Below are 18,698 nucleotides of genomic sequence, written 5' to 3' on the forward strand. Positions count from 1 at the left end.
AGACAGTAAAATGACAGGATTATTCATCAGCTTTGAAGGGCCTGAAGGGGCGGGGAAGACGACGGTATTGCAGGAGATAGCAAACCGCCTGAAGTTGGAAGGACAAGATGTGGTAGTGACGCGTGAACCTGGCGGCATTCCGATTGCCGAGAAGATTCGTGAAATTATTTTAGATGCGAATCACAAAGCAATGGACGGAAAGACAGAAGCATTGCTGTACGCAGCCGCCCGGAGACAGCACTTAGTCGAGAAAGTCATACCGGCGCTTAAGCAGAACAAAATTGTCCTGTGTGACCGGTTTATTGACAGTTCGCTGGCTTATCAGGGATTTGCACGGGAGCTTGGAATCGATAACGTGCTGGCAATCAATTTATTTGCGATAGACAACTATATGCCCGATTGCACAATCTTTTTCGATGTGCCTCCTGAAGTAGGTTTGGCGCGTATCTGGAAGGATCAAGAGCGGGAACAAAACCGCTTGGATTTGGAAAAAGTGGAATTCCATGAACAAGTGTATAAAGGGTATCAAGAAGTACTGCGCCGTGACGGGGAGCGTATACGAGTGGTTGATGCACAGCAATCGCCGGAGCAAGTGGCGGAAAATGTTTGGAAAATTGTAAGTTCAGAAGTCAACTTACATAAGAATTCGTGATATAATGAGAAGGAAGCTTTTTTATTACGGGAAATCGGAAAAGGGGAGAGTACATTGAAACTGATTGTAGCAGTGGTACAGGACCAAGATAGTAACCGATTGTCTTCTGCATTGACTAAAAGTGATTTTCGGAATACAAAATTAGCCAGTACAGGCGGATTTCTCCGCGCTGGAAATACAACATTCCTAATGGGTGTGGAAGATGAATTAGTTTCCAAAGCATTGGATTTAATACGGGACAATTGCCGTTCCCGCGATCAGATGGTTGCTCCTGTTTCACCAATGGGCGGTAACGCGGATTCTTATATTCCTTATCCCATTGAAGTGGAAGTAGGGGGAGCAACTGTATTCGTCTTGCCAATTGAACAGTTCCACCATTTTTGATGCAGAGGTGAATGCTGATGAAAGTCAATAGTGACTACCGTACAGGTATGGATAAATTACCGGCGGATCCTCTTCGGCATCAACCAGGCAATGCCAAGTTTGGGCAGATGGTGGAAAAACAGGCATCGCGTCTGCAAAGTGAACAGATTGCCCGTTTATTCGGAGATATTTCTACTGCCGGCGACCGATTGGCCAGATCGCGGAACTTGCGTGATATGGCAAAGTATAAGATGCTCATTAAACGTTTCTTGAAAGAAGCAGTGGATTCAGGCATCGAGTTAACACAATCCCATACATGGAACCAATTCGGCGAGGGGCGCCGTTTAAAGCTGGTCCAAACAATAGATGAAAAACTAATTGCGTTGACGGAAGCGCTATTGGATGAAGAAGAATCGTCCATTGATTTACTAGCGAAAATAGGGGAAATCAAAGGCCTTCTGATCAATTTATATACGTGATCCCGTGCTGCACTTAACTTGTAGCACGGGGTTTTTTGCAAGAACTTTATTTGCCAAGGAGGAGATTGCATGTCAGAAAAGCTGCACAATCATGCATTGCAGTCTCAGAAACAGGTGATCAGCCGATTAGCTAAGATTCATGAGCGACAGCGCATTGGGCATGCCTACATCTTTGATGGTTCGAACGGGGCAGGAAAAGAAGCTATTGCGCAATACTTCACGAAGCTGCTTTTATGCATGGAACCTAAAGACAATGTTCCATGTGAAACATGTCATTCGTGCAAGCGAATTGAATCGGGCAATCATCCGAACGTAGTGGAGATCAGGCCTGACGGACAGGGTATTAAAAAAGAGCAAATGTCCGGATTAATCATGAAAATGACGAAAAAAGGATTTGAAGAGGGCCGGAAAGTATATGTGATTGTCCAAGCAGAACGTATGAATACGTCTGCAGCCAATACATTGCTGAAGTTTCTTGAAGAACCTGAAGGAAACGTTACAGCCATTCTTTTAACTGAATCCTACCCATCCATTTTACCTACCATTCAATCGCGCTGTCAGAGAATTTCCCTGCAGCCGATGAATCGCCAGGAAAGTATAGAACGTCTCGTGGAAAAAGGAATAACTGCCTCCATGGCAGCCACAGTTACGATGATGACGGCCAATGTAGAGGCGGCCTTTGACATGGCTCAGGAAGATTCCTTTGTACAGAGACGAAAATTAGTGTTAAAATTAGTAGAGGCAATCGAACAGCGGTCTCCGGGTGAGGCGCTGCTGTTCATTCAGACAGATTGGATGCCTGTTATGAAGGAAAAAAGTGATTGTGAGCAAGGACTGGATTTGCTTCTCTTCGCGTACCGTGATATTGTAGCGGTAAAAGCGGGGCTGCAATCAACCATTGCCTATCCCGATCAATTGGAACCCTTCACAGGTTACTCTGTCAAAAATGCGTATAGCAGTCTGACTGTGAAAATAGATGCCATCTTGCAGGCGAAAAAACGATTGCATCAAAATATGAATCGTACGCTTTTACTGGAACAATTGGTGCTTACTATGCAGGAGGGGTTATTGTTTGTATAAAGTCGTAGGCGTCCGCTTTAAAAAAGCGGGTAAGTTATATTATTTCGACCCATTGGATATGCCGATTGAAATTGGAGACTACGTGATTGTAGAAACCGCCAGAGGAGTAGAATACGGCAAAGTAGCCAGTCGGAGTAATGAAATAGATGATGAAGATGTCGTCTTGCCACTGAAAAAGATCATTCGTCTTGCGGATGAAACTGATCGGGAACGTGTCAAAGAGAATGAGCAAGAAGCAAATCAAGCTTTTGATGTCTGTGTACAAAAGATTGCAGAGCATCAATTAGATATGCGTTTAGTAGACGTAGAATATACATTTGACCGCAATAAAATCGTGTTCTATTTCACTGCTGAAGGACGGGTGGACTTCCGTAATCTCGTAAAAGACCTTGCTTCCATTTTCCGGACAAGAATTGAATTGCGCCAAATTGGTGTACGGGATGAGGCCAAGATGCTTGGCGGTATCGGACCATGCGGCAGGATGCTTTGCTGTTCAACATTTTTAGGTGATTTTGAACCAGTATCCATTAAGATGGCCAAGGATCAGAACCTTTCGTTGAATCCATCAAAAATTTCCGGTCTATGCGGCCGCTTAATGTGCTGTCTGAAATATGAAAATGACGCATATGAAGACGCAAAAGCACAAATGCCAGATCTCGGCAAGCAAGTGGCAACACCAGATGGAATAGGGAAAGTAGTCGGTCTGAATTTATTGGAGCGGGTGCTGCAAGTGAATGTACCGGCGTTTGAACGAGTACTGGAATATGCGTGGAGTGAGATTGAGGATTTACAAAAGGAAATGGCTCAATTGACAAAATGATGAGGTGGAACAGTTGAAAGAAGTGAACTTTCTTGACAGAGTAATGGAGTTTGAACAGCAGTTGGATTCAATGCAAAAACAATTCAGAGAGCTGATTGGATTTGTTGCGGAAATGACTGAAGAAAACCACTCGCTTCGTCTGGAAAACCATCATCTGCGAACGCGGCTGGACGAAATTGATAAGATTACACAGAGTATAGAAGAGACCGCGCGGGATGAACGTCCGAAGAAGCTGGATGTGGGTGAAGGCGTAGATAATCTGGCTCGCCTGTATAATGAAGGGTTTCATGTATGCAACGTGCATTATGGCAGCAGCCGTAAAGGCGAAGATTGTTTATTCTGCCTGTCATTTTTAAATAAACAGAACGGTTAAAGGTCAATTCCTATTTTTAGGTATTGGCTTTTTCTTTTGACTGAAGGAGTGTAGAGTGTGAAATTACAAGGCGACGAACGGCTTGACTATTTACTGGCAGAGGACTTGCGGATTATTCAAAGCCCTTCTGTTTTTTCATTTTCATTGGATGCAGTACTGTTGGCGCGATTTGCTTATATGCCGCTGCGCGGTGGGAAAATCGTAGACTTATGCACGGGGAACGGTGCCATCCCTTTATTTCTGAGTGCCCGGACGAAGGGGGCTGTCATTGGCATAGAATTACAGGAACGTCTGGCAGATATGGCACAAAGAAGCGTTGAACTTAATGGGCTGGAAGAGCAGATCACGATACATCAAGCAAATGTTATTGGGATTGCAAAGGAAATTGGCTATGAACTATATGATACGGTCACGTGCAATCCGCCGTATTTCCCGGCAAATAATGCAAGCACGAGAAATAAAAGTGAGCATTATACGATTGCGCGTCATGAAGTAGAGCTGACACTTGATCAGGCCGTAAAGTCTGCAAGTGAATTACTGAAGCAAGGCGGAAAAGCAGCGTTTGTCCATCGGCCCGGGCGATTGCTGGATATAATCACGTCGATGAGAAAATATCGTCTGGAGCCGAAGCGCATTCGTTTCGTCTACCCGAAAGAAGGAAAGGAAGCAAACACCCTATTGATTGAAGCAATCAAAGACGGGAAGCCCGATTTGAAGATACTTCCTCCTTTATATGTCTATCAAGAGGATGGAGAATATACAGAAGAAGTGAGGAAGTTATTGTATGGGGAAGAATGAGCACTTCTTTTATGTTCTTGAATGCAATGACGGCTCCTATTATGCGGGCTATACAAATGATTTAGATCGCCGCTTACGGGTACATAATGAAGGAAAAGGCGCCAAGTATACAAGAGGGCGGCTGCCTGTGCGTTATGTCTATCAAGAACTATTTGAAACACAGCGCGGGGCCATGCAGGCTGAATACCAGTTCAAACAATTAAGCCGCGCACAGAAAGAGCAATATATAACAAAGGAGCGTTGCACATGATTACGTCCCAAAAAAGTGCTGAAACGACAGAGCATGGAAAGTTATTCATTGTTGGTACACCGATCGGCAATCTGGAAGATATGTCTTTTCGTGCTGTCCGGATCTTGCAGGAAGCAGATTATATAGCGGCAGAAGATACGCGAAACACCATCAAACTATGCAACCACTTTGATATTCATACACAATTAATTAGCTATCATGAACATAATACAAGGGCAGCGGGAGAAAAGATTATAGAATTGCTTCAAGATGGGAAAGATGTGGCTATTGTCAGCGATGCAGGAATGCCATGTATCTCAGATCCAGGTGCAGATCTCGTTGAATTGGCAATTGCGAAGGGAATTGCGGCAGTTCCTGTGCCGGGTCCGAATGCAGCGGTTACGGCATTGGTCGCGTCAGGTATTACTCCCCAGCCATTTACGTTCTTCGGATTCCTTTCTCGTCAAAAGAAAGAGCAAAAGGCACAGCTGGCCAAACTGCAGCGCTGCGAAGAGACTTTATTATTTTATGAAGCGCCGCACCGTTTAAAGCAGACATTGCGCAGTTTGGCAGAACAATTTGGAAGTGAACGGAAAATTGTGATGGCGCGCGAGTTAACCAAACGATTTGAAGAGCTGCTGAGAGGAACCATAGGCGAGGCAGTGGAATGGGCAGAGTCGAATGAAATTCGCGGAGAGTTCTGTCTGGTTGTAGAAGGGAATACGCAAGCGGAAGATGAAATGAACACTGCCTGGTGGACGGAACTTTCAATGAAGGAACACGTCGAATATGTAATAGAAGAACGAGGGGTTCGTTCGAAAGATGCAATCAAAGAAGTGGCGGAAACACGCGGACTAAGTAAGCGGGATGTTTATCAGGCATATCACGTAGAGTAAATAAAAAATCCTGAACGTATTTACGTTCAGGTCGCCAACAAATTAATTGATTTTATTTTCAATTTCCTGAATCAATTGTTTTGCGCCTTCAGGACTTAAAATTAACTTACCGTCGATCAAACGAAGATTGTCGTCCGATACTTCACCGGTAATAGAACATGTCATATTTGGCATGTACTTCTTTAAGATAATTTTATCGTCGTCCACGTATATTTCCAACGCGTCTTTTTGCTCGATGCCAAGCGTGCGACGCAGTTCAATCGGGATTACAACGCGACCCAGCTCATCAACTTTTCTTACGATACCAGTAGACTTCATGAGAAGTATTCCTCCTACATCCTAGATTTAAATTCGTCAAAATTCGACATATTTCTTTTGTCTGTTTAATATCATACCAACTCTTCCAATAATCGTCAATCATCACAACCTATTTAAATACGATTATTATTTATTAATTTTTTGACAGGTAAAAAATGAAAGCTGCAGGGGCAATTAGGGGATTTAGCGGGGGGACAGTATAGGAAATCAGCAATAAGTATAACGTTTCGGATGCGAACATGGCACTTTTGTGCAACATCCGATAAAATGAAAGTATACATTAACTATTTGGAGGAATTATGCGTGGAGAATCAATCTAAAACATTTTATATTACAACGCCTATTTATTACCCAAGCGGGAAGTTTCATATAGGAACGGCATATACGACCATCGCATCGGATGCAATGGCACGCTATAAGCGGCTGCGCGGCTATGACGTCAGATTTTTAACAGGAATGGACGAGCATGGCCAAAAAATCCAGGAGAAAGCGGAAGAGGAAGGTATGACTCCGCTAAAATACGTAGATGGCATTGCCGATATCGCGAAGGATCTGTGGAAGCTGATGGATATTTCTTACGATGATTTAATCCGCACGACAGAAGACCGCCATAAAGTCGTTGTCGAAAAGATCTTTCAGAAGTTTCTTGATAACGGGGACATTTACAAAGGGAAGTATGACGGGTGGAAATGTGTGCCGTGTGAATCGTATTTTACAGAATCACAATTGACAGATGGAAATTGTCCGGATTGCGGACGCCCGGTTCACCGCGTAGAAGAAGAGTCTTATTTCTTTAATATGAAGAAGTATGCGGATCGCCTTCTTGCGTATTATGAAGAGAACCCGACATTCATTGAGCCGGAATCTCGTAAGAACGAAATGATTAATAACTTCATTAAACCGGGACTTGAAGATCTTTCGGTGTCCCGTATGTCATTTGACTGGGGAATTAAAGTGCCGGGGGACCCGAAGCATGTCATTTATGTGTGGGTCGATGCATTGACGAACTATATTACAGCTCTTGGCTATATGTCCGATGATGACTCATTGTTCAAGAAATATTGGCCGGCAGATGTTCATGTTGTAGGGAAAGACATCGTTCGCTTCCATACAATCTATTGGCCAATCTTCCTGATGGCGCTTGATCTGCCATTACCGAAAAAAGTATTTGCACATGGATTTATCATGATGAAAGACGGCAAAATGTCGAAATCCAAAGGCAATGTTGTCTATCCTGAAATGCTGGTTGAACGCTACGGCCTGGATGCTACACGTTACTTCTTGCTGCGTGAGCTGCCATTTGGACAAGACGGAGTATTTTCTCCGGAGGCATTTGTTGAGCGCATCAACTACGACTTGGCGAATGACTTAGGAAACTTATTGAACCGTACGATTTCCATGATCAATAAATACTTCGATGGGGAAATTTTGACGGAAGACCTTGTACCAACTGAATTTGACGCGCCGTTGCGTGACATGATTCGTCAAACGGCGGCGAAATACGAGCATTCCATGGAAAAGATGCAATTCAGTGTCGTGCTCTCAGACGTATGGGCATTAATTTCCCGTACGAATAAATATATTGATGAAACTGCACCGTGGGTATTGGCGAAGTCAGAAGAAGACCGTATGAAACTGGCATCTGTCATGTATCATTTGGCACTTTCCCTTCATCACACAGCAGTTCTTCTGCAGCCGTTCATGACAAATGCGCCAAAACAAATGATAGAACAACTTGGTCTTTCCGCAGATTCATTAAACTGGGATGCTTTGCAGGAAGAGTATTCAATTCCAGCCGGCACGACAGTTATCAAAAAAGGTGTTCCTATTTTCCCGCGTTTGGATACAGAAGTGGAAGTAGAGTATATCCGAAAGCAAATGGCAATTACGGCACCCGCTGAAGTGGAAGAGGTAAAAGAGGAAGTAATAGAAGAACAGAATGAAATTACGTTTGACGAGTTCATGAACGTGGACATGCGTGTAGCAACCGTAACGGCGTGTGAAAAGATGCCAAAAGCCGACAAACTGCTCAAATTGCAAGTCGACCTCGGCTATGAACAGCGTCAAGTTGTGTCCGGCATTGCCGAACACTATAAAGCTGAAGACGTAGTCGGTATGAAAGTTATTGTCGTTGCGAACTTGAAACCGGTCAAACTTCGGGGAGAACTATCACAGGGCATGATCCTCGCAGGCGAGGAAGACGGTGTCCTGAAACTTGCAACGGTCGATCCGTTACTGGAAAACGGTGCGAGAGTAAAATAAATCCATACTATACAGAGCTGTCAGCAGAAGCCGCATTCATACGGTTTCTGCTGACAGCTTTTTTGTTTTGTGTCACAGTTGTTACAGTAAACGTATGAAATCTAATTGTTCACCATACACTCCACGGTGGGTGCATTTGACTAGTTTTACAGCGTTTACGGTCTGTTAGACGGAATTTACAAACTCTTTGTTACACAACTGTAATATAAATGAGATGAAAGACACAATCAATCCTACTAGAATAGGAAACAGTGTTAGGAGAGATACTATGTTTATTGATACACATGTTCATTTAAATGCAGATCAATACGAAGAAGACTTACAAGACGTCATTCAGCGTGCAATTGATGCAAACGTAGAAAAAATGGTAGTGGTCGGTTTTGATACGAAAACTATCAATAAAGCCATGAAGTTAATTGATGAATATTCATTCATCTATGGCGTAATTGGCTGGCATCCTGTCGATGCGGTAGATTGCACAGAAAGCGATCTGCAATGGATAAAGGAATTATCCGCTCATCCTAAAGTAGTCGGCATCGGAGAAACAGGTCTTGATTATCACTGGGATAAATCACCGAAAGACATACAGCAAGAATTGTTCCGGAAGCATATTCAATTGGCAAAGGAAGTTAATTTGCCGATCATTATTCATAATCGCGATGCAACAGGCGATGTAGTTCGCATTCTGCAGGAAGAACATGCAGCAGAAGTCGGAGGGATTATGCATTGTTACGGAGGCAGTGTTGAAACTGCCAAACAATGTATAGAGATGAGTTTCCTCATATCTCTCGGCGGCCCTGTCACGTTCAAAAATGCCAGAATGCCAAAAGAAGTAGCGAAAGAAATTCCACTCAACAAGCTGCTGATTGAAACAGATGCACCTTATTTAGCGCCGCATCCATATCGGGGGAAACGTAATGAACCTTCCTATATCCCGTTAGTGGCAGAAGAAATCGCACGGTTGAAGGAAGTGACAGTTGAGGAAGTAGCGAAGCAAACGACTGCAAATGCATTACAGCTGTTTAAGATTCAGTAAACGATTTACGGAAAACATTTGTTGCAAAGGCCAAAAAGAATTCAGATGTTTCTAGTTTCCGGTTAATAGTTTGGAAGTTTGACAGTGTAATATAAACGCTATATACTCAGCCGAGTAATGAAGGGGGAAATTTTTTCATGTTTCAAAAGAATACAAAGTGTATGCGCATTGCAATTTTATTCGTAGCAATGGCGTTATTCGTAACTACTACGTCACTCGTATTGATTGACGGAAAAAAGAAGAACGTCTCGTTGGATCTTAACGGCAAACAAGTAGAAGTACGCACAGCAGCAGCTACAGTTGGAGAAGTATTGGCGGCAAATGACGTAGAAGTGCAAAAACATGACATCGTAGAGCCGGCAGTTGATACACCGATTACAGCTGATACGGATATTAAGTGGCAGCAGGCTAAGAAAGTTACGATTGACATAGATGGCAAAACACAGGAACTTTGGACAACAGACCGCACAGTGAATGATGTGCTGAAGACAGCAGAAATTGAAGTGACGACACATGACGAAGTAGAGCCTGCATTGGCAGCAAAGGTTACAGATAACCAGCCGATCACTATTGCTAAAGCATTCCCTGTTACTGTGAAAGACGGCGGCAAGGAACGTACGGTATGGTCCACTCAAACGACTGTCAGACAGTTTTTGACAGATCAAAATATCCGTCTTTCTAATTTAGATAAAGTAGAAGGCGATACAAAAGCAAAACTGACCGCATCTAATGCTGTGGTAAACATTGCGCGTGTAGAAAAGGTTACCGATGTAGTAGAAGAATCGGCTAACTTCAAAGTGAAAAGAAAAACAGATATGACTATGTTAAAAGGTAAAGAGAAAGTCGTGACTGAAGGTAAAAAAGGTAAAGTACAAAAGAAATTCCAAATCACGAAAAAGAACGGAAAGATTGTTTCCCGTGAACTTGTCGGCAAAACAATGGTGGAAGAGCCTACACATAAAGTAGTTCACGTAGGGGCAAAAGCGCCTAAAGTAGAAGTGGCTGCAGCACCGGCCAAGGCAAAATCTGGTGGCACGTCTGCAAGTTCTCAAGTTGCCGTATCACGCGGCAGCGGCAGTGAGCCAAGCGGCGGAAAAGAATTCTATGCCAATGCAAGTGCGTATACAGCATATTGCACAGGCTGTTCAGGAATAACAGCAACGGGTATTAACTTGCGTGCAAACCCGAACATGAAATTAATCGCGGTAGATCCGCGTGTCATTCCACTCGGGTCTAAAGTTTGGGTGGAAGGCTACGGCTATGCAATCGCAGGTGATACAGGCGGTGCGATCAAAGGAAACCGCATTGATCTGCACATGCCTACAAAGGAAGCGGCTTATAACTTTGGCCGCCGCCAAGTAAAGATTAAAGTAATTAACTAATAGCAATCTACCGATGAGGCGAAGAAAACTCTTTCCCTTATCGGTTTTTTCTGTTTTCGCAGAACCTCCGCGGTTTGGTTGTGTGCGATGCGAAAAAACAGTAAAATAGAAAGAATGACAACGGAAGAAAAGAGGAATATTGTGAATATAGAAGAAGTAATTGTAGTGGAAGGAAAGTCGGATACCGTAGCGGTCAGAAGAGCGACCGGCGCCGATACGATTGAAACGAACGGTTCGGCGGTGTCAGACAAGACCATTGAACGGATTCGTCATGCGCAGCAAACGAGGGGCGTCATCGTTTTTACTGACCCTGATTTTCCCGGGCGGCGTATACGGGCAATTGTAGAAGAACAGGTGCCTGGCGTAAAGCATGCATTTTTAACAAAGAAGGAGACAATTGCAAAAAATGGTCACGGGTTAGGCATCGAACATGCGAGTGATGATGCAATTCGCCGCGCGTTAGCTTCTGTTTATACGGTGAGTGAACATACTATAGAAGAGATTCCAATGGCAGTATTGCTGGAAGCCCAATTGATCGGTCACGAGGACTCCAGAAAGCGCAGGGAGCGTCTCTCCGAGCTGTTGCATATCGGCCAAGTGAACGGTAAAGGATTGAAGAAGCGGCTGGAAATGTTCCGGATTTCCAACGCACAGTTAAATGAAGCGATACGAATTGTCGACGGGGAGGGAATGAACACTGATGTATAAAGACATAGCTACACCTATGAGAACAAAAGAGATTTTACAGAAACACGGATTTTCGTTCAAGAAAAGTCTGGGTCAGAATTTCCTGGTGGATTCCAACGTACTTCATAATATCGTCTCGTGCGCAGCAATTACAAAAGATACGGGCGTTATTGAGGTGGGACCGGGAATTGGTGCATTGACAGAACACCTTGCGAGGCAAGCCGGAAAGGTCGTGGCGTTCGAGATAGACGGGCGTCTGTTGCCTGTTCTTGAAGATACGATGTCGCCATATCCAAATGTGACAGTGCTTCACCAGGATGTCCTGAAAGCAGATCTGCACGGGGTAATAGAAGAACAGTTTGCCGACTATGAAGACGTAGTCGTGGTGGCAAATTTACCGTACTATATTACGACGCCTATCATTATGAAGTTTCTTATGGAAAGAGCGCGGGTGAAACAGCTTGTGATCATGATGCAAAAGGAAGTGGCAGACCGTATTACAGCGTCGCCAGGCACAAAAGCGTATGGTTCTTTGTCGATTGCTGTCCAGTATTATATGGATGCGGAAGTATCGATGATCGTACCGAAAACCGTGTTTATTCCGCAGCCGAATGTGGAATCGGCTGTTCTTAGTTTAACGCGCCGGGAAGAAGCGTATGCTGCAGTGGCGGATGAAGATTTCCTGTTTACTGTGACGCAGGGATCATTCTTGCATCGGCGTAAAACGTTATGGAATAATCTCCAGGCGTCTCTCGCCGAGGGAAAAGAAAAGAAAGACCTTATTCAGCAGGCATTCAATCAGGCCGGAATAGACCCAAGCAGAAGGGGAGAGACACTGTCAATACCAGAGTTTATTGAACTGGCCAATGCACTTTACCCTCACTTTGGCAACCCGAAACCGGAATAAAGAAATGACAAATTTAGTTGAGAAAAATGATAAATTTTATGATAAAACAATTGACAAAAACATAGATATACTGTTAAAATGAAAAATTTGATTGACAACACCTCCTAAAAATGTTATGATAGTTATTAGTGAGGTGTAAGTAACATGCCAAAAACATTAGCAGACATTAAAAAGTCACTGGACGCTCATTTAGGGAAACGTCTCCATCTGAAAGCAAACGGCGGTCGTAAGAAGACCATCGAACATGCAGGAGTCTTGCGCGATACGTATCGTGCCGTTTTCGTAGTCGAGTTGGATCAGGATGACAATGCGTTTGAAAGAGTTTCTTACAGCTATGCAGATATTTTGACCGAAGCGGTTGAAATAACAATTCTTGATGGTTCAGACCAAACGGCTTTTATCATCAAATAATTTTTTATGCTATTTTAATTTATTTCCTAGTGAATCCGCCTGGTACGTTCTGGCGGGTTTTTTTGTTAGTAATTATAAAGTGTAATTTTTCCTTTACAGCACAGACTATAGACGTCAGCCGAAAAGGAGGAAACCGAAATGGCGAGAAAAGGCGTCATGTCAGATCAGTTGAAAGAAGAGATCGCGAAAGAACTTGGCTTTTACGATGTAGTACAGCGTGAGGGCTGGGGCGGTATTCGTTCACGTGATGCAGGAAATATGGTAAAACGTGCAATTGAAATGGCAAGCAGACAAGTGGAGGAAAAGAAGTAAACCGACCAATGTCCGTAGAATCCAAAAAAGGCTGACAAGAAAAACTGCAAAGGGGAACGTGCTTTGCAGTTTTTTATTGAAAAAACGGATAGTAATGCGCATTGATATGACGCATTACTATCCGTTGGTTTTTATTTTTCAGTGCCGTTTCCATTGTGCGCTGTCACTTGGCACATTTCCGCGTGTCCACCACTTCGCTTCATATAAATTTCCATTGAACATAACTTGGTCTCCGGCAACATAAACATTTGCAGTCCGCCACTCCGGTGCATTCATGCCAGAAGTTTTCAGTAATGTCCACACGGCAGAGTTACCGGGAAGATCGCCGCGGGTCCACCATTTGGCCTCATATATCACATTTTCATGAAGTACCTGATTACCTGCCAGATATACACTTTGCTTTTCCCACTTCTTCACATTGCCATTGATGATCTTTAATAATTTCCATACGTCTGATTTTCCTGGCTCGTCACCGCTTGTCCACCATTGTGCGCTGTATAGAACGCCTTCATGCATGACTTGATCGCCGACTTCATAGACATTTCTTGTTTTCCATTCATGTACATCATCGTTCGCCGGCTTCAACAGCTTCCATACAGCGGAATCGCCAGGGAGATCGCCGCGCGTCCACCATTTTGCGGCATATAAAGAGCCAGCGTAGAGCGCTCTATCGCCTTCAACATACACTTTGTCCTCATCCCACTTTGCTGCTGGCTGAAGCGGCTTTTCAGGCTGAACGTCAGGCAATGGCGCTGGTGTCAGACTGTCTGATGTGCCGTGATTTTCCTCAGGCTTTGTTTCAGGCTTGGTCGGCAGTACTTGTTTTCCGCCGAATTCAGTGTCAATGACGTTATAAAATGCATTTTTTGTATCGCCTATGTTCCAGACAGCCAGGATCACATGGTAGCCTGTGCGTTCAGGCACCTTACACGTATGTGTGACTTCGGAAGGCGGTCTTTGTTTTTTACCGTCTATAGTACAAAACTTTTGAAAATCTGCGCGCTGTAATGGCTGGTTTGTATCCCATCCTATTCTGGTGATGTAATATTCCCATGATCCTGTGACATGCGGAGCTGTAAATTTCCACTTGAATTGATAATCCCCGCTTTTCATCGGAACCTTCTCCCAGCGAAGTCTGGATTGCGCATCTAATTCAAAAAATATATTTGCACTGGCGATTTTACCGTCAGCGGGACCGCCGGCAGGAAAATTCCCGGGTGCTTCCAGGCTCTGCGGCTCATAAATAATTCTCCCGCAGTTTTTATTTTGTCCTTGCTTACATAAGAGAGCGCGGCTTTCGGGCTGGCTTACATATCCATGTGCAGATGCCTGACTTGAAAATGAAAAAGTCAGTACCATTATGAACGCAATACCAAGCAATACAGGCCATTGAATCTCTCGATCAATATGTAACTTCATCTACTTTATCCTCCTGCTAGTTTGTAATAACTATGTCGTAATATGCTATCATCATAGAACCTTTCGTGGTGCTAATCAATGCCCGAAAAACGGTTCTTTTTCAGTGGAAATAGTAAAGTTTTTATATAAATGTGCCGTTAAGGAAATATTTAGCAGTAAAAATGGATATTAATTATGAGGATATGCCTAAATAAAGATCTGTAATTGTGAAAAGATTTCAAAAAAACACATAGAAAAATAATTAGAATTGCCTACTGAATTTATCCTTGTTCTGTTATGCAACACACTATAGTTAGTGTATTCTGATTATATATTACTTATTTACTTTCAAATGATACAAAGGAAAATAGCCCCGTGATAACCAAGGGATGAGCATAGATAAATGTTACAATAAAGAGAGTATGCGTATCTTTTGACAATTCAATCATCGCAGTAGTATTTATTTCGATGCCCTTGAATGAGGAATGAATGGAGGAATGTATAAAAGATGTGGAATCACAACAACTTGACCGAAAAGCTTGGCATTCAGTATCCGGTCATACAGGCAGGGATGGCTGGAACTACTACACCGGAACTGGTGGCCGCTGTCTCAAATGCCGGCGGTCTTGGGACGCTTGGTGCAGGATATATGAAGGCGGAAGACATGAGAAAAACGATTGTCGAAATTAAACAAAAAACGGACCGGCCGTTTGGAGTAAACTTATTTGTTCCTGAAGCTTCAGAAATATCCGTGGAAAAGATCAAAAAAGCAAATGAATTACTGCGCCCATACCGCGAAGAGCTGGGTGTGGCGGAGCCTGAAATAAAAGAGATGTCCACTGCGAACTTTGACAAGCAAGTGGAGATAATTATTCAGGAAAAGGTGGCTGTATGCAGTTTTACATTTGGTGTTCCTTCTAAAGAAACAGTGCAAAAGCTGAAAGAAGAGAATATTGTCGTGATGGGGACTGCTACAACTGTAAAAGAAGCCCTCATCAATCAAGAGCAGGGAATGGACATGGTAGTCATGCAAGGCAGTGAGGCAGGCGGACATCGGGGAACATTCTCGGGATCATTCGGAGACGCCATGATTGGAACGATGTCGCTCATCCCGCAAGCTGCGGATCATATTCAGATTCCGGTAATTGCTGCCGGGGGTATTATGGACGGCAGGGGTGTGCTGGCAGCCCTTACTTTGGGTGCGCAGGCGGTTCAAATGGGAACTGCTTTTGTGACAGCTGCTGAAAGCGGGGCGAAAACACAGCATATTGATGCTATTTTAACTGGTACGGAAGATCAAACTGTTATTACATCGGTATTCAGCGGTAAACCGGCAAGGGGTATCCAAAACGATTTCATCCGGGAAATGAAACCTTATGAAGAAAGTTTGCCGGAATACCCAATTATGAACACACTGACGACAGGTATCCGGGGCGAGGCGGCCAGACAGAACCGGCCGGAATGGATTCATTTGTGGAGCGGACAATCTCCGCGGTTGAGCAAGAGAAAGCCGGCTGCTGAATTACTGTCCGATATTATTTCTCAAGTGAATCAAATTATAAATAATAGATGAGAGTGTGGTAAAAACGCATGAAACATAAAATTTATACTATGAGTTTTTCCGTTGTTTATCCCCTGTACGTTGCGAAAGCGGAAAGAAAAGGGCGTACGAAACAGGAAGTCGATGAGATCATTCGCTGGTTCACAGGATACAGCCAAGAGATGTTAGAAGCGCAAATAGCAAAACAAACAGATTTTGAGACATTTTTAGCGGAGGCTCCGCAGCTGAATCCTTCAAGATCCTTGATTAAAGGCGTGATCTGCGGTGTGAGAGTGGAAGATATTGAAGAGCCGACGATGCAGGAAATTCGGTATTTGGATAAGTTGATCGACGAGCTGGCAAAGGGAAAAACTATGGAAAAGATTTTGCGGGAGTAATGTAATGAATAGACGGCAATAGCCGCAGTAAATCATCTCCGGAAATCTGTATAAACAGATTCCGGCGGGTGAACAAAACCGCAAAGTCTTCGCAGTTCTTTTTTTTATTATTCCCCCTACGTTCTATTCATTGTGTGGTAATATATGAGCAAGAACAATGCTGTGGGGAGGGAGCTTTTATCATGATTTACGAAAAGGCGCCTGCGAAAATCAACTTAACGTTAGACGTGCTGAGTAAACGGCCTGACGGCTATCATGAGGTCGAGATGATTATGACAACTGTCGACTTGGCTGACCGCATCTGGCTCCGTCCTACGACGGATCAAGCTATTACGATAAAGTCATCTCATCGATTTGTGCCGAATGACCGTAAAAACTTAGCGTATCAGGCGGCGGATTTACTGCGTAAACGCTATCAATTGAATCACGGAGTTGAAATTACGCTGGACAAAAATATTCCAATTGCAGCAGGACTGGCGGGTGGAAGTTCAGATGCCGCTGCTGCTTTGCGCGGGCTGAACCGCTTATGGGATCTTGGATTGTCCCTGGATGAACTGGCGGTCCTTGGCGCAGAAATCGGATCGGACGTTTCGTTTTGCGTATATGGCGGAACAGCCATCGCAAGAGGACGCGGAGAGAATATCACACATTTACCTGCCCCGCCGAATTGCTGGGTCGTGCTGGCAAAGCCGACGATTGGCGTATCAACAGGCAATATTTATGGACAGCTCGACTTGTCCGCCATCACGCATCCGCAGACCGGGCATATGATGGAGGCCTTGCGGGAAGGCGACTATGACAAGATGTGTGCGTCATTAGGCAACGTGCTGGAGCCGGTTACGATGGGTCTCCATCAGGAAGTTGTCACACTGAAGGAACAAATGGAGCGATTCGGTGCGGATGCAGTATTGATGAGCGGCAGCGGTCCGACAGTTTTTGGATTAGTGAAGCACGAATCGCGTGTGCCGAAAATTGTTAATGCGCTGAGAGGGTTCTGTCCGGATGTACATGCGGTACGTATGCTGGGCGAACGAATTGTAGTTGATTAATACCGGACGATTATGATAGTCTACTTATAAATCATTCGGATTTAGGAGTCGGTATTATATGAAATGGAAAAGAAGTGAACGGCTTGTAGATATGACGCGCCATTTGCTGGAAAACCCGCACACCCTCATTTCTTTGACGTTTTTCTCTAACAGATACGCTGCGGCAAAATCATCAATCAGTGAAGATCTTGGCATTCTGAAAGAGACTTTTGAAGAAAGCGGCACTGGTCGTCTGCTGACGATTTCCGGTGCCGCCGGCGGCATCAAATACATTCCGTTAGTCAGCCGCGGTGAAATAAAAGAAGTCATTCACTCGTTGATGGACGAGCTCAGGAAATCAGATCGGCTGCTGCCCGGCGGCTATTTGTACATGACTGATTTATTAGGCAATCCAAGGTTTCTTGACCGGGTCGGCAAAGTCATTGCATCGGCTTTTTATGATCAGGAAATAGATGCAATCATGACTGTTGCAACGAAAGGCATTGCGATTGGGCATGCGATTGCGCGTCATTTGAATGTGCCGGTTATCGTCGTTCGCCGCGACAGCAAAGTGACGGAAGGATCGACGGTGAGCATCAATTACGTGTCGGGTTCTACGCGCAGAATTCAAACGATGGTTCTGTCGAAAAGAAGCATGCAGAGCGGTCAAAAAGTTTTGCTGACAGACGATTTTATGAAAGTGGGCGGCACGATTCAAGGAATGAAAACACTGCTCGAGGAATTCGATTGCGAACTTGGCGGTGTAGCAGTACTAGTGGAAGCGGAGCATCCTGAGGAAGTGCTGGTGGATGACTATCTTTCATTAGTTAAATTGCGCGCTGTCGATGAGAAGCATCGGAAGATTGAGCTCGAAGAAGGAAATTACTTCACGAGAGGCGGTAATGATTGATGAAATATGTAAAGACAGAGCAGGCACCGCAGGCGATTGGCCCTTATTCACAAGCGGTAAAAGTAAACGGTGTAGTCTACACATCGGGGCAGATACCTTTAACTGCCGCAGGTGATGTAGTAGAAGGCGGGATTGAAGAACAGACCAATCAGGTTCTTATTAATTTGAGCAAAGTGCTCGAGGAAGCCGGCTCGAGTTTGCAGCAAGTCGTCAAGACGACAGTATTTATTCAGGATATGAATGAATTTGCAGCATTGAATGCAATTTATGAAGAACATTTCGGTGAGCATAAACCATCCCGCTCGACAGTCGAAGTAGCCCGTTTGCCAAAAGATGTCCGAGTGGAAATAGAAGCAATCGCAATTTGCAGCTAATTATTTGAGAAGCCTTAACGTATTTGTACAAATACGTTAAGGCTT

General features: G+C 44.1%; 23 protein-coding genes. 21 read left to right on the top strand and 2 right to left on the bottom strand.

Annotation, left to right across the window (positions count from 1 at the left end; translation table 11 throughout):
- The first annotated feature begins 10 nt into the window (after nucleotides 1–10).
- From tmk to rsmI, 9 genes are all read left to right on the top strand, one after another.
- Nucleotides 11–652: a dTMP kinase gene (gene tmk, locus SporoP37_RS09850; protein WP_081243495.1), complete on the top strand. Its 642-nt coding sequence runs from the start codon at nucleotides 11–13 to the stop codon at nucleotides 650–652.
- 54 nt (nucleotides 653–706) lie between these two features.
- A complete protein-coding gene (locus SporoP37_RS09855; RefSeq protein WP_009499399.1) occupies nucleotides 707–1,036 on the top strand; it encodes a cyclic-di-AMP receptor in 330 nt (109 codons plus the stop codon).
- 17 nt (nucleotides 1,037–1,053) lie between these two features.
- The gene (locus SporoP37_RS09860) at nucleotides 1,054–1,494 is read left to right on the top strand and encodes a YaaR family protein (protein ID WP_081243496.1); all 441 of its coding nucleotides are present in this window, start codon (nucleotides 1,054–1,056) and stop codon (nucleotides 1,492–1,494) included.
- A 69-nt stretch (nucleotides 1,495–1,563) separates the two neighbouring features.
- The gene (holB, locus tag SporoP37_RS09865; RefSeq protein ID WP_085430840.1) at nucleotides 1,564–2,574 is read left to right on the top strand and encodes a DNA polymerase III subunit delta'; all 1,011 of its coding nucleotides are present in this window, start codon (nucleotides 1,564–1,566) and stop codon (nucleotides 2,572–2,574) included.
- The gene (locus tag SporoP37_RS09870; RefSeq protein WP_085430841.1) at nucleotides 2,567–3,394 is read left to right on the top strand and encodes a PSP1 domain-containing protein; all 828 of its coding nucleotides are present in this window, start codon (nucleotides 2,567–2,569) and stop codon (nucleotides 3,392–3,394) included. The genes holB and SporoP37_RS09870 overlap by 8 nt, the downstream gene beginning before the upstream one ends.
- Nucleotides 3,395–3,407: 13 nt before the next feature.
- On the top strand, nucleotides 3,408–3,767 hold the full coding sequence (gene yabA, locus SporoP37_RS09875; protein ID WP_081243499.1) for a DNA replication initiation control protein YabA: 360 nt from the start codon (nucleotides 3,408–3,410) through the stop codon (nucleotides 3,765–3,767).
- A 57-nt stretch (nucleotides 3,768–3,824) separates the two neighbouring features.
- Nucleotides 3,825–4,565, top strand: coding sequence for a tRNA1(Val) (adenine(37)-N6)-methyltransferase (locus tag SporoP37_RS09880; protein ID WP_081243500.1), 741 nt, complete (start codon nucleotides 3,825–3,827; stop codon nucleotides 4,563–4,565).
- Entirely contained in the window at nucleotides 4,552–4,815 is a 264-nt protein-coding gene (locus SporoP37_RS09885; RefSeq protein ID WP_081243501.1) for a GIY-YIG nuclease family protein, read from the top strand. Before SporoP37_RS09880 ends, SporoP37_RS09885 begins: the two co-directional genes overlap by 14 nt.
- A complete protein-coding gene (gene rsmI / locus SporoP37_RS09890) occupies nucleotides 4,815–5,690 on the top strand; it encodes a 16S rRNA (cytidine(1402)-2'-O)-methyltransferase (protein WP_085431752.1) in 876 nt (291 codons plus the stop codon). Before SporoP37_RS09885 ends, rsmI begins: the two co-directional genes overlap by 1 nt.
- A gap of 42 nt (nucleotides 5,691–5,732) precedes the next feature.
- Here rsmI and SporoP37_RS09895 read toward each other — a convergent pair whose 3' ends face one another.
- Nucleotides 5,733–6,008, bottom strand: coding sequence for a transition state genes transcriptional regulator AbrB (locus tag SporoP37_RS09895; protein WP_081243502.1), 276 nt, complete (start codon nucleotides 6,006–6,008; stop codon nucleotides 5,733–5,735).
- Between the two features lie 267 nt (nucleotides 6,009–6,275).
- Between SporoP37_RS09895 and metG the strand changes: the two genes are divergently transcribed.
- The 7 genes from metG to SporoP37_RS09930 all read left to right on the top strand — a co-directional run bounded on the left by metG (nucleotide 6,276) and on the right by SporoP37_RS09930 (nucleotide 13,005).
- Nucleotides 6,276–8,270 carry a methionine--tRNA ligase gene (gene metG / locus SporoP37_RS09900; protein ID WP_085431754.1) on the top strand — a complete coding sequence of 665 codons (1,995 nt, stop codon included), beginning with the start codon at nucleotides 6,276–6,278 and terminating at the stop codon, nucleotides 8,268–8,270.
- A 268-nt stretch (nucleotides 8,271–8,538) separates the two neighbouring features.
- Nucleotides 8,539–9,306, top strand: coding sequence for a TatD family hydrolase (locus SporoP37_RS09905; protein ID WP_085430842.1), 768 nt, complete (start codon nucleotides 8,539–8,541; stop codon nucleotides 9,304–9,306).
- A 137-nt stretch (nucleotides 9,307–9,443) separates the two neighbouring features.
- Entirely contained in the window at nucleotides 9,444–10,688 is a 1,245-nt protein-coding gene (locus SporoP37_RS17660) for a G5 and 3D domain-containing protein (protein WP_085430843.1), read from the top strand.
- Nucleotides 10,689–10,829: 141 nt separating this feature from the next.
- Nucleotides 10,830–11,396 carry a ribonuclease M5 gene (gene rnmV, locus SporoP37_RS09915; RefSeq protein ID WP_085431756.1) on the top strand — a complete coding sequence of 189 codons (567 nt, stop codon included), beginning with the start codon at nucleotides 10,830–10,832 and terminating at the stop codon, nucleotides 11,394–11,396.
- Nucleotides 11,389–12,282 carry a 16S rRNA (adenine(1518)-N(6)/adenine(1519)-N(6))-dimethyltransferase RsmA gene (gene rsmA / locus SporoP37_RS09920; protein ID WP_085430844.1) on the top strand — a complete coding sequence of 298 codons (894 nt, stop codon included), beginning with the start codon at nucleotides 11,389–11,391 and terminating at the stop codon, nucleotides 12,280–12,282. The genes rnmV and rsmA overlap by 8 nt, the downstream gene beginning before the upstream one ends.
- A 144-nt stretch (nucleotides 12,283–12,426) precedes the next feature.
- Complete coding sequence (gene veg, locus SporoP37_RS09925) at nucleotides 12,427–12,693, top strand: biofilm formation stimulator Veg (protein ID WP_081243506.1); 267 nt, start codon at nucleotides 12,427–12,429, stop codon at nucleotides 12,691–12,693.
- A 138-nt stretch (nucleotides 12,694–12,831) separates the two neighbouring features.
- Nucleotides 12,832–13,005, top strand: coding sequence for a small, acid-soluble spore protein, alpha/beta type (locus SporoP37_RS09930; protein ID WP_081243507.1), 174 nt, complete (start codon nucleotides 12,832–12,834; stop codon nucleotides 13,003–13,005).
- A 138-nt stretch (nucleotides 13,006–13,143) separates the two neighbouring features.
- Here SporoP37_RS09930 and SporoP37_RS09935 read toward each other — a convergent pair whose 3' ends face one another.
- Nucleotides 13,144–14,424: a lytic polysaccharide monooxygenase gene (locus SporoP37_RS09935; protein ID WP_085430845.1), complete on the bottom strand. Its 1,281-nt coding sequence runs from the start codon at nucleotides 14,422–14,424 to the stop codon at nucleotides 13,144–13,146.
- 505 nt (nucleotides 14,425–14,929) lie between these two features.
- Between SporoP37_RS09935 and SporoP37_RS09940 the strand changes: the two genes are divergently transcribed.
- The 5 genes from SporoP37_RS09940 (at nucleotide 14,930) to SporoP37_RS09960 (ending at nucleotide 18,653) form a co-directional block, all read left to right on the top strand.
- The gene (locus tag SporoP37_RS09940) at nucleotides 14,930–15,976 is read left to right on the top strand and encodes an NAD(P)H-dependent flavin oxidoreductase (protein WP_335696751.1); all 1,047 of its coding nucleotides are present in this window, start codon (nucleotides 14,930–14,932) and stop codon (nucleotides 15,974–15,976) included.
- Nucleotides 15,977–15,993: 17 nt separating this feature from the next.
- Nucleotides 15,994–16,341 (top strand): DUF2200 domain-containing protein, encoded by a 348-nt coding sequence (locus tag SporoP37_RS09945; protein WP_085430846.1) that lies wholly within the window; start codon nucleotides 15,994–15,996, stop codon nucleotides 16,339–16,341.
- A 182-nt stretch (nucleotides 16,342–16,523) separates the two neighbouring features.
- Nucleotides 16,524–17,390 (top strand): 4-(cytidine 5'-diphospho)-2-C-methyl-D-erythritol kinase, encoded by an 867-nt coding sequence (ispE, locus tag SporoP37_RS09950; protein WP_081243511.1) that lies wholly within the window; start codon nucleotides 16,524–16,526, stop codon nucleotides 17,388–17,390.
- 58 nt (nucleotides 17,391–17,448) lie between these two features.
- Nucleotides 17,449–18,279: a pur operon repressor gene (gene purR, locus SporoP37_RS09955; RefSeq protein ID WP_085430847.1), complete on the top strand. Its 831-nt coding sequence runs from the start codon at nucleotides 17,449–17,451 to the stop codon at nucleotides 18,277–18,279.
- A complete protein-coding gene (locus tag SporoP37_RS09960; RefSeq protein ID WP_081243513.1) occupies nucleotides 18,279–18,653 on the top strand; it encodes a RidA family protein in 375 nt (124 codons plus the stop codon). Before purR ends, SporoP37_RS09960 begins: the two co-directional genes overlap by 1 nt.
- Nucleotides 18,654–18,698: the final 45 nt, after the last annotated feature.

Origin of the sequence: Sporosarcina sp. P37 (assembly GCF_002109365.1) — a bacterium.
Classification (GTDB): domain Bacteria; phylum Bacillota; class Bacilli; order Bacillales_A; family Planococcaceae; genus Sporosarcina.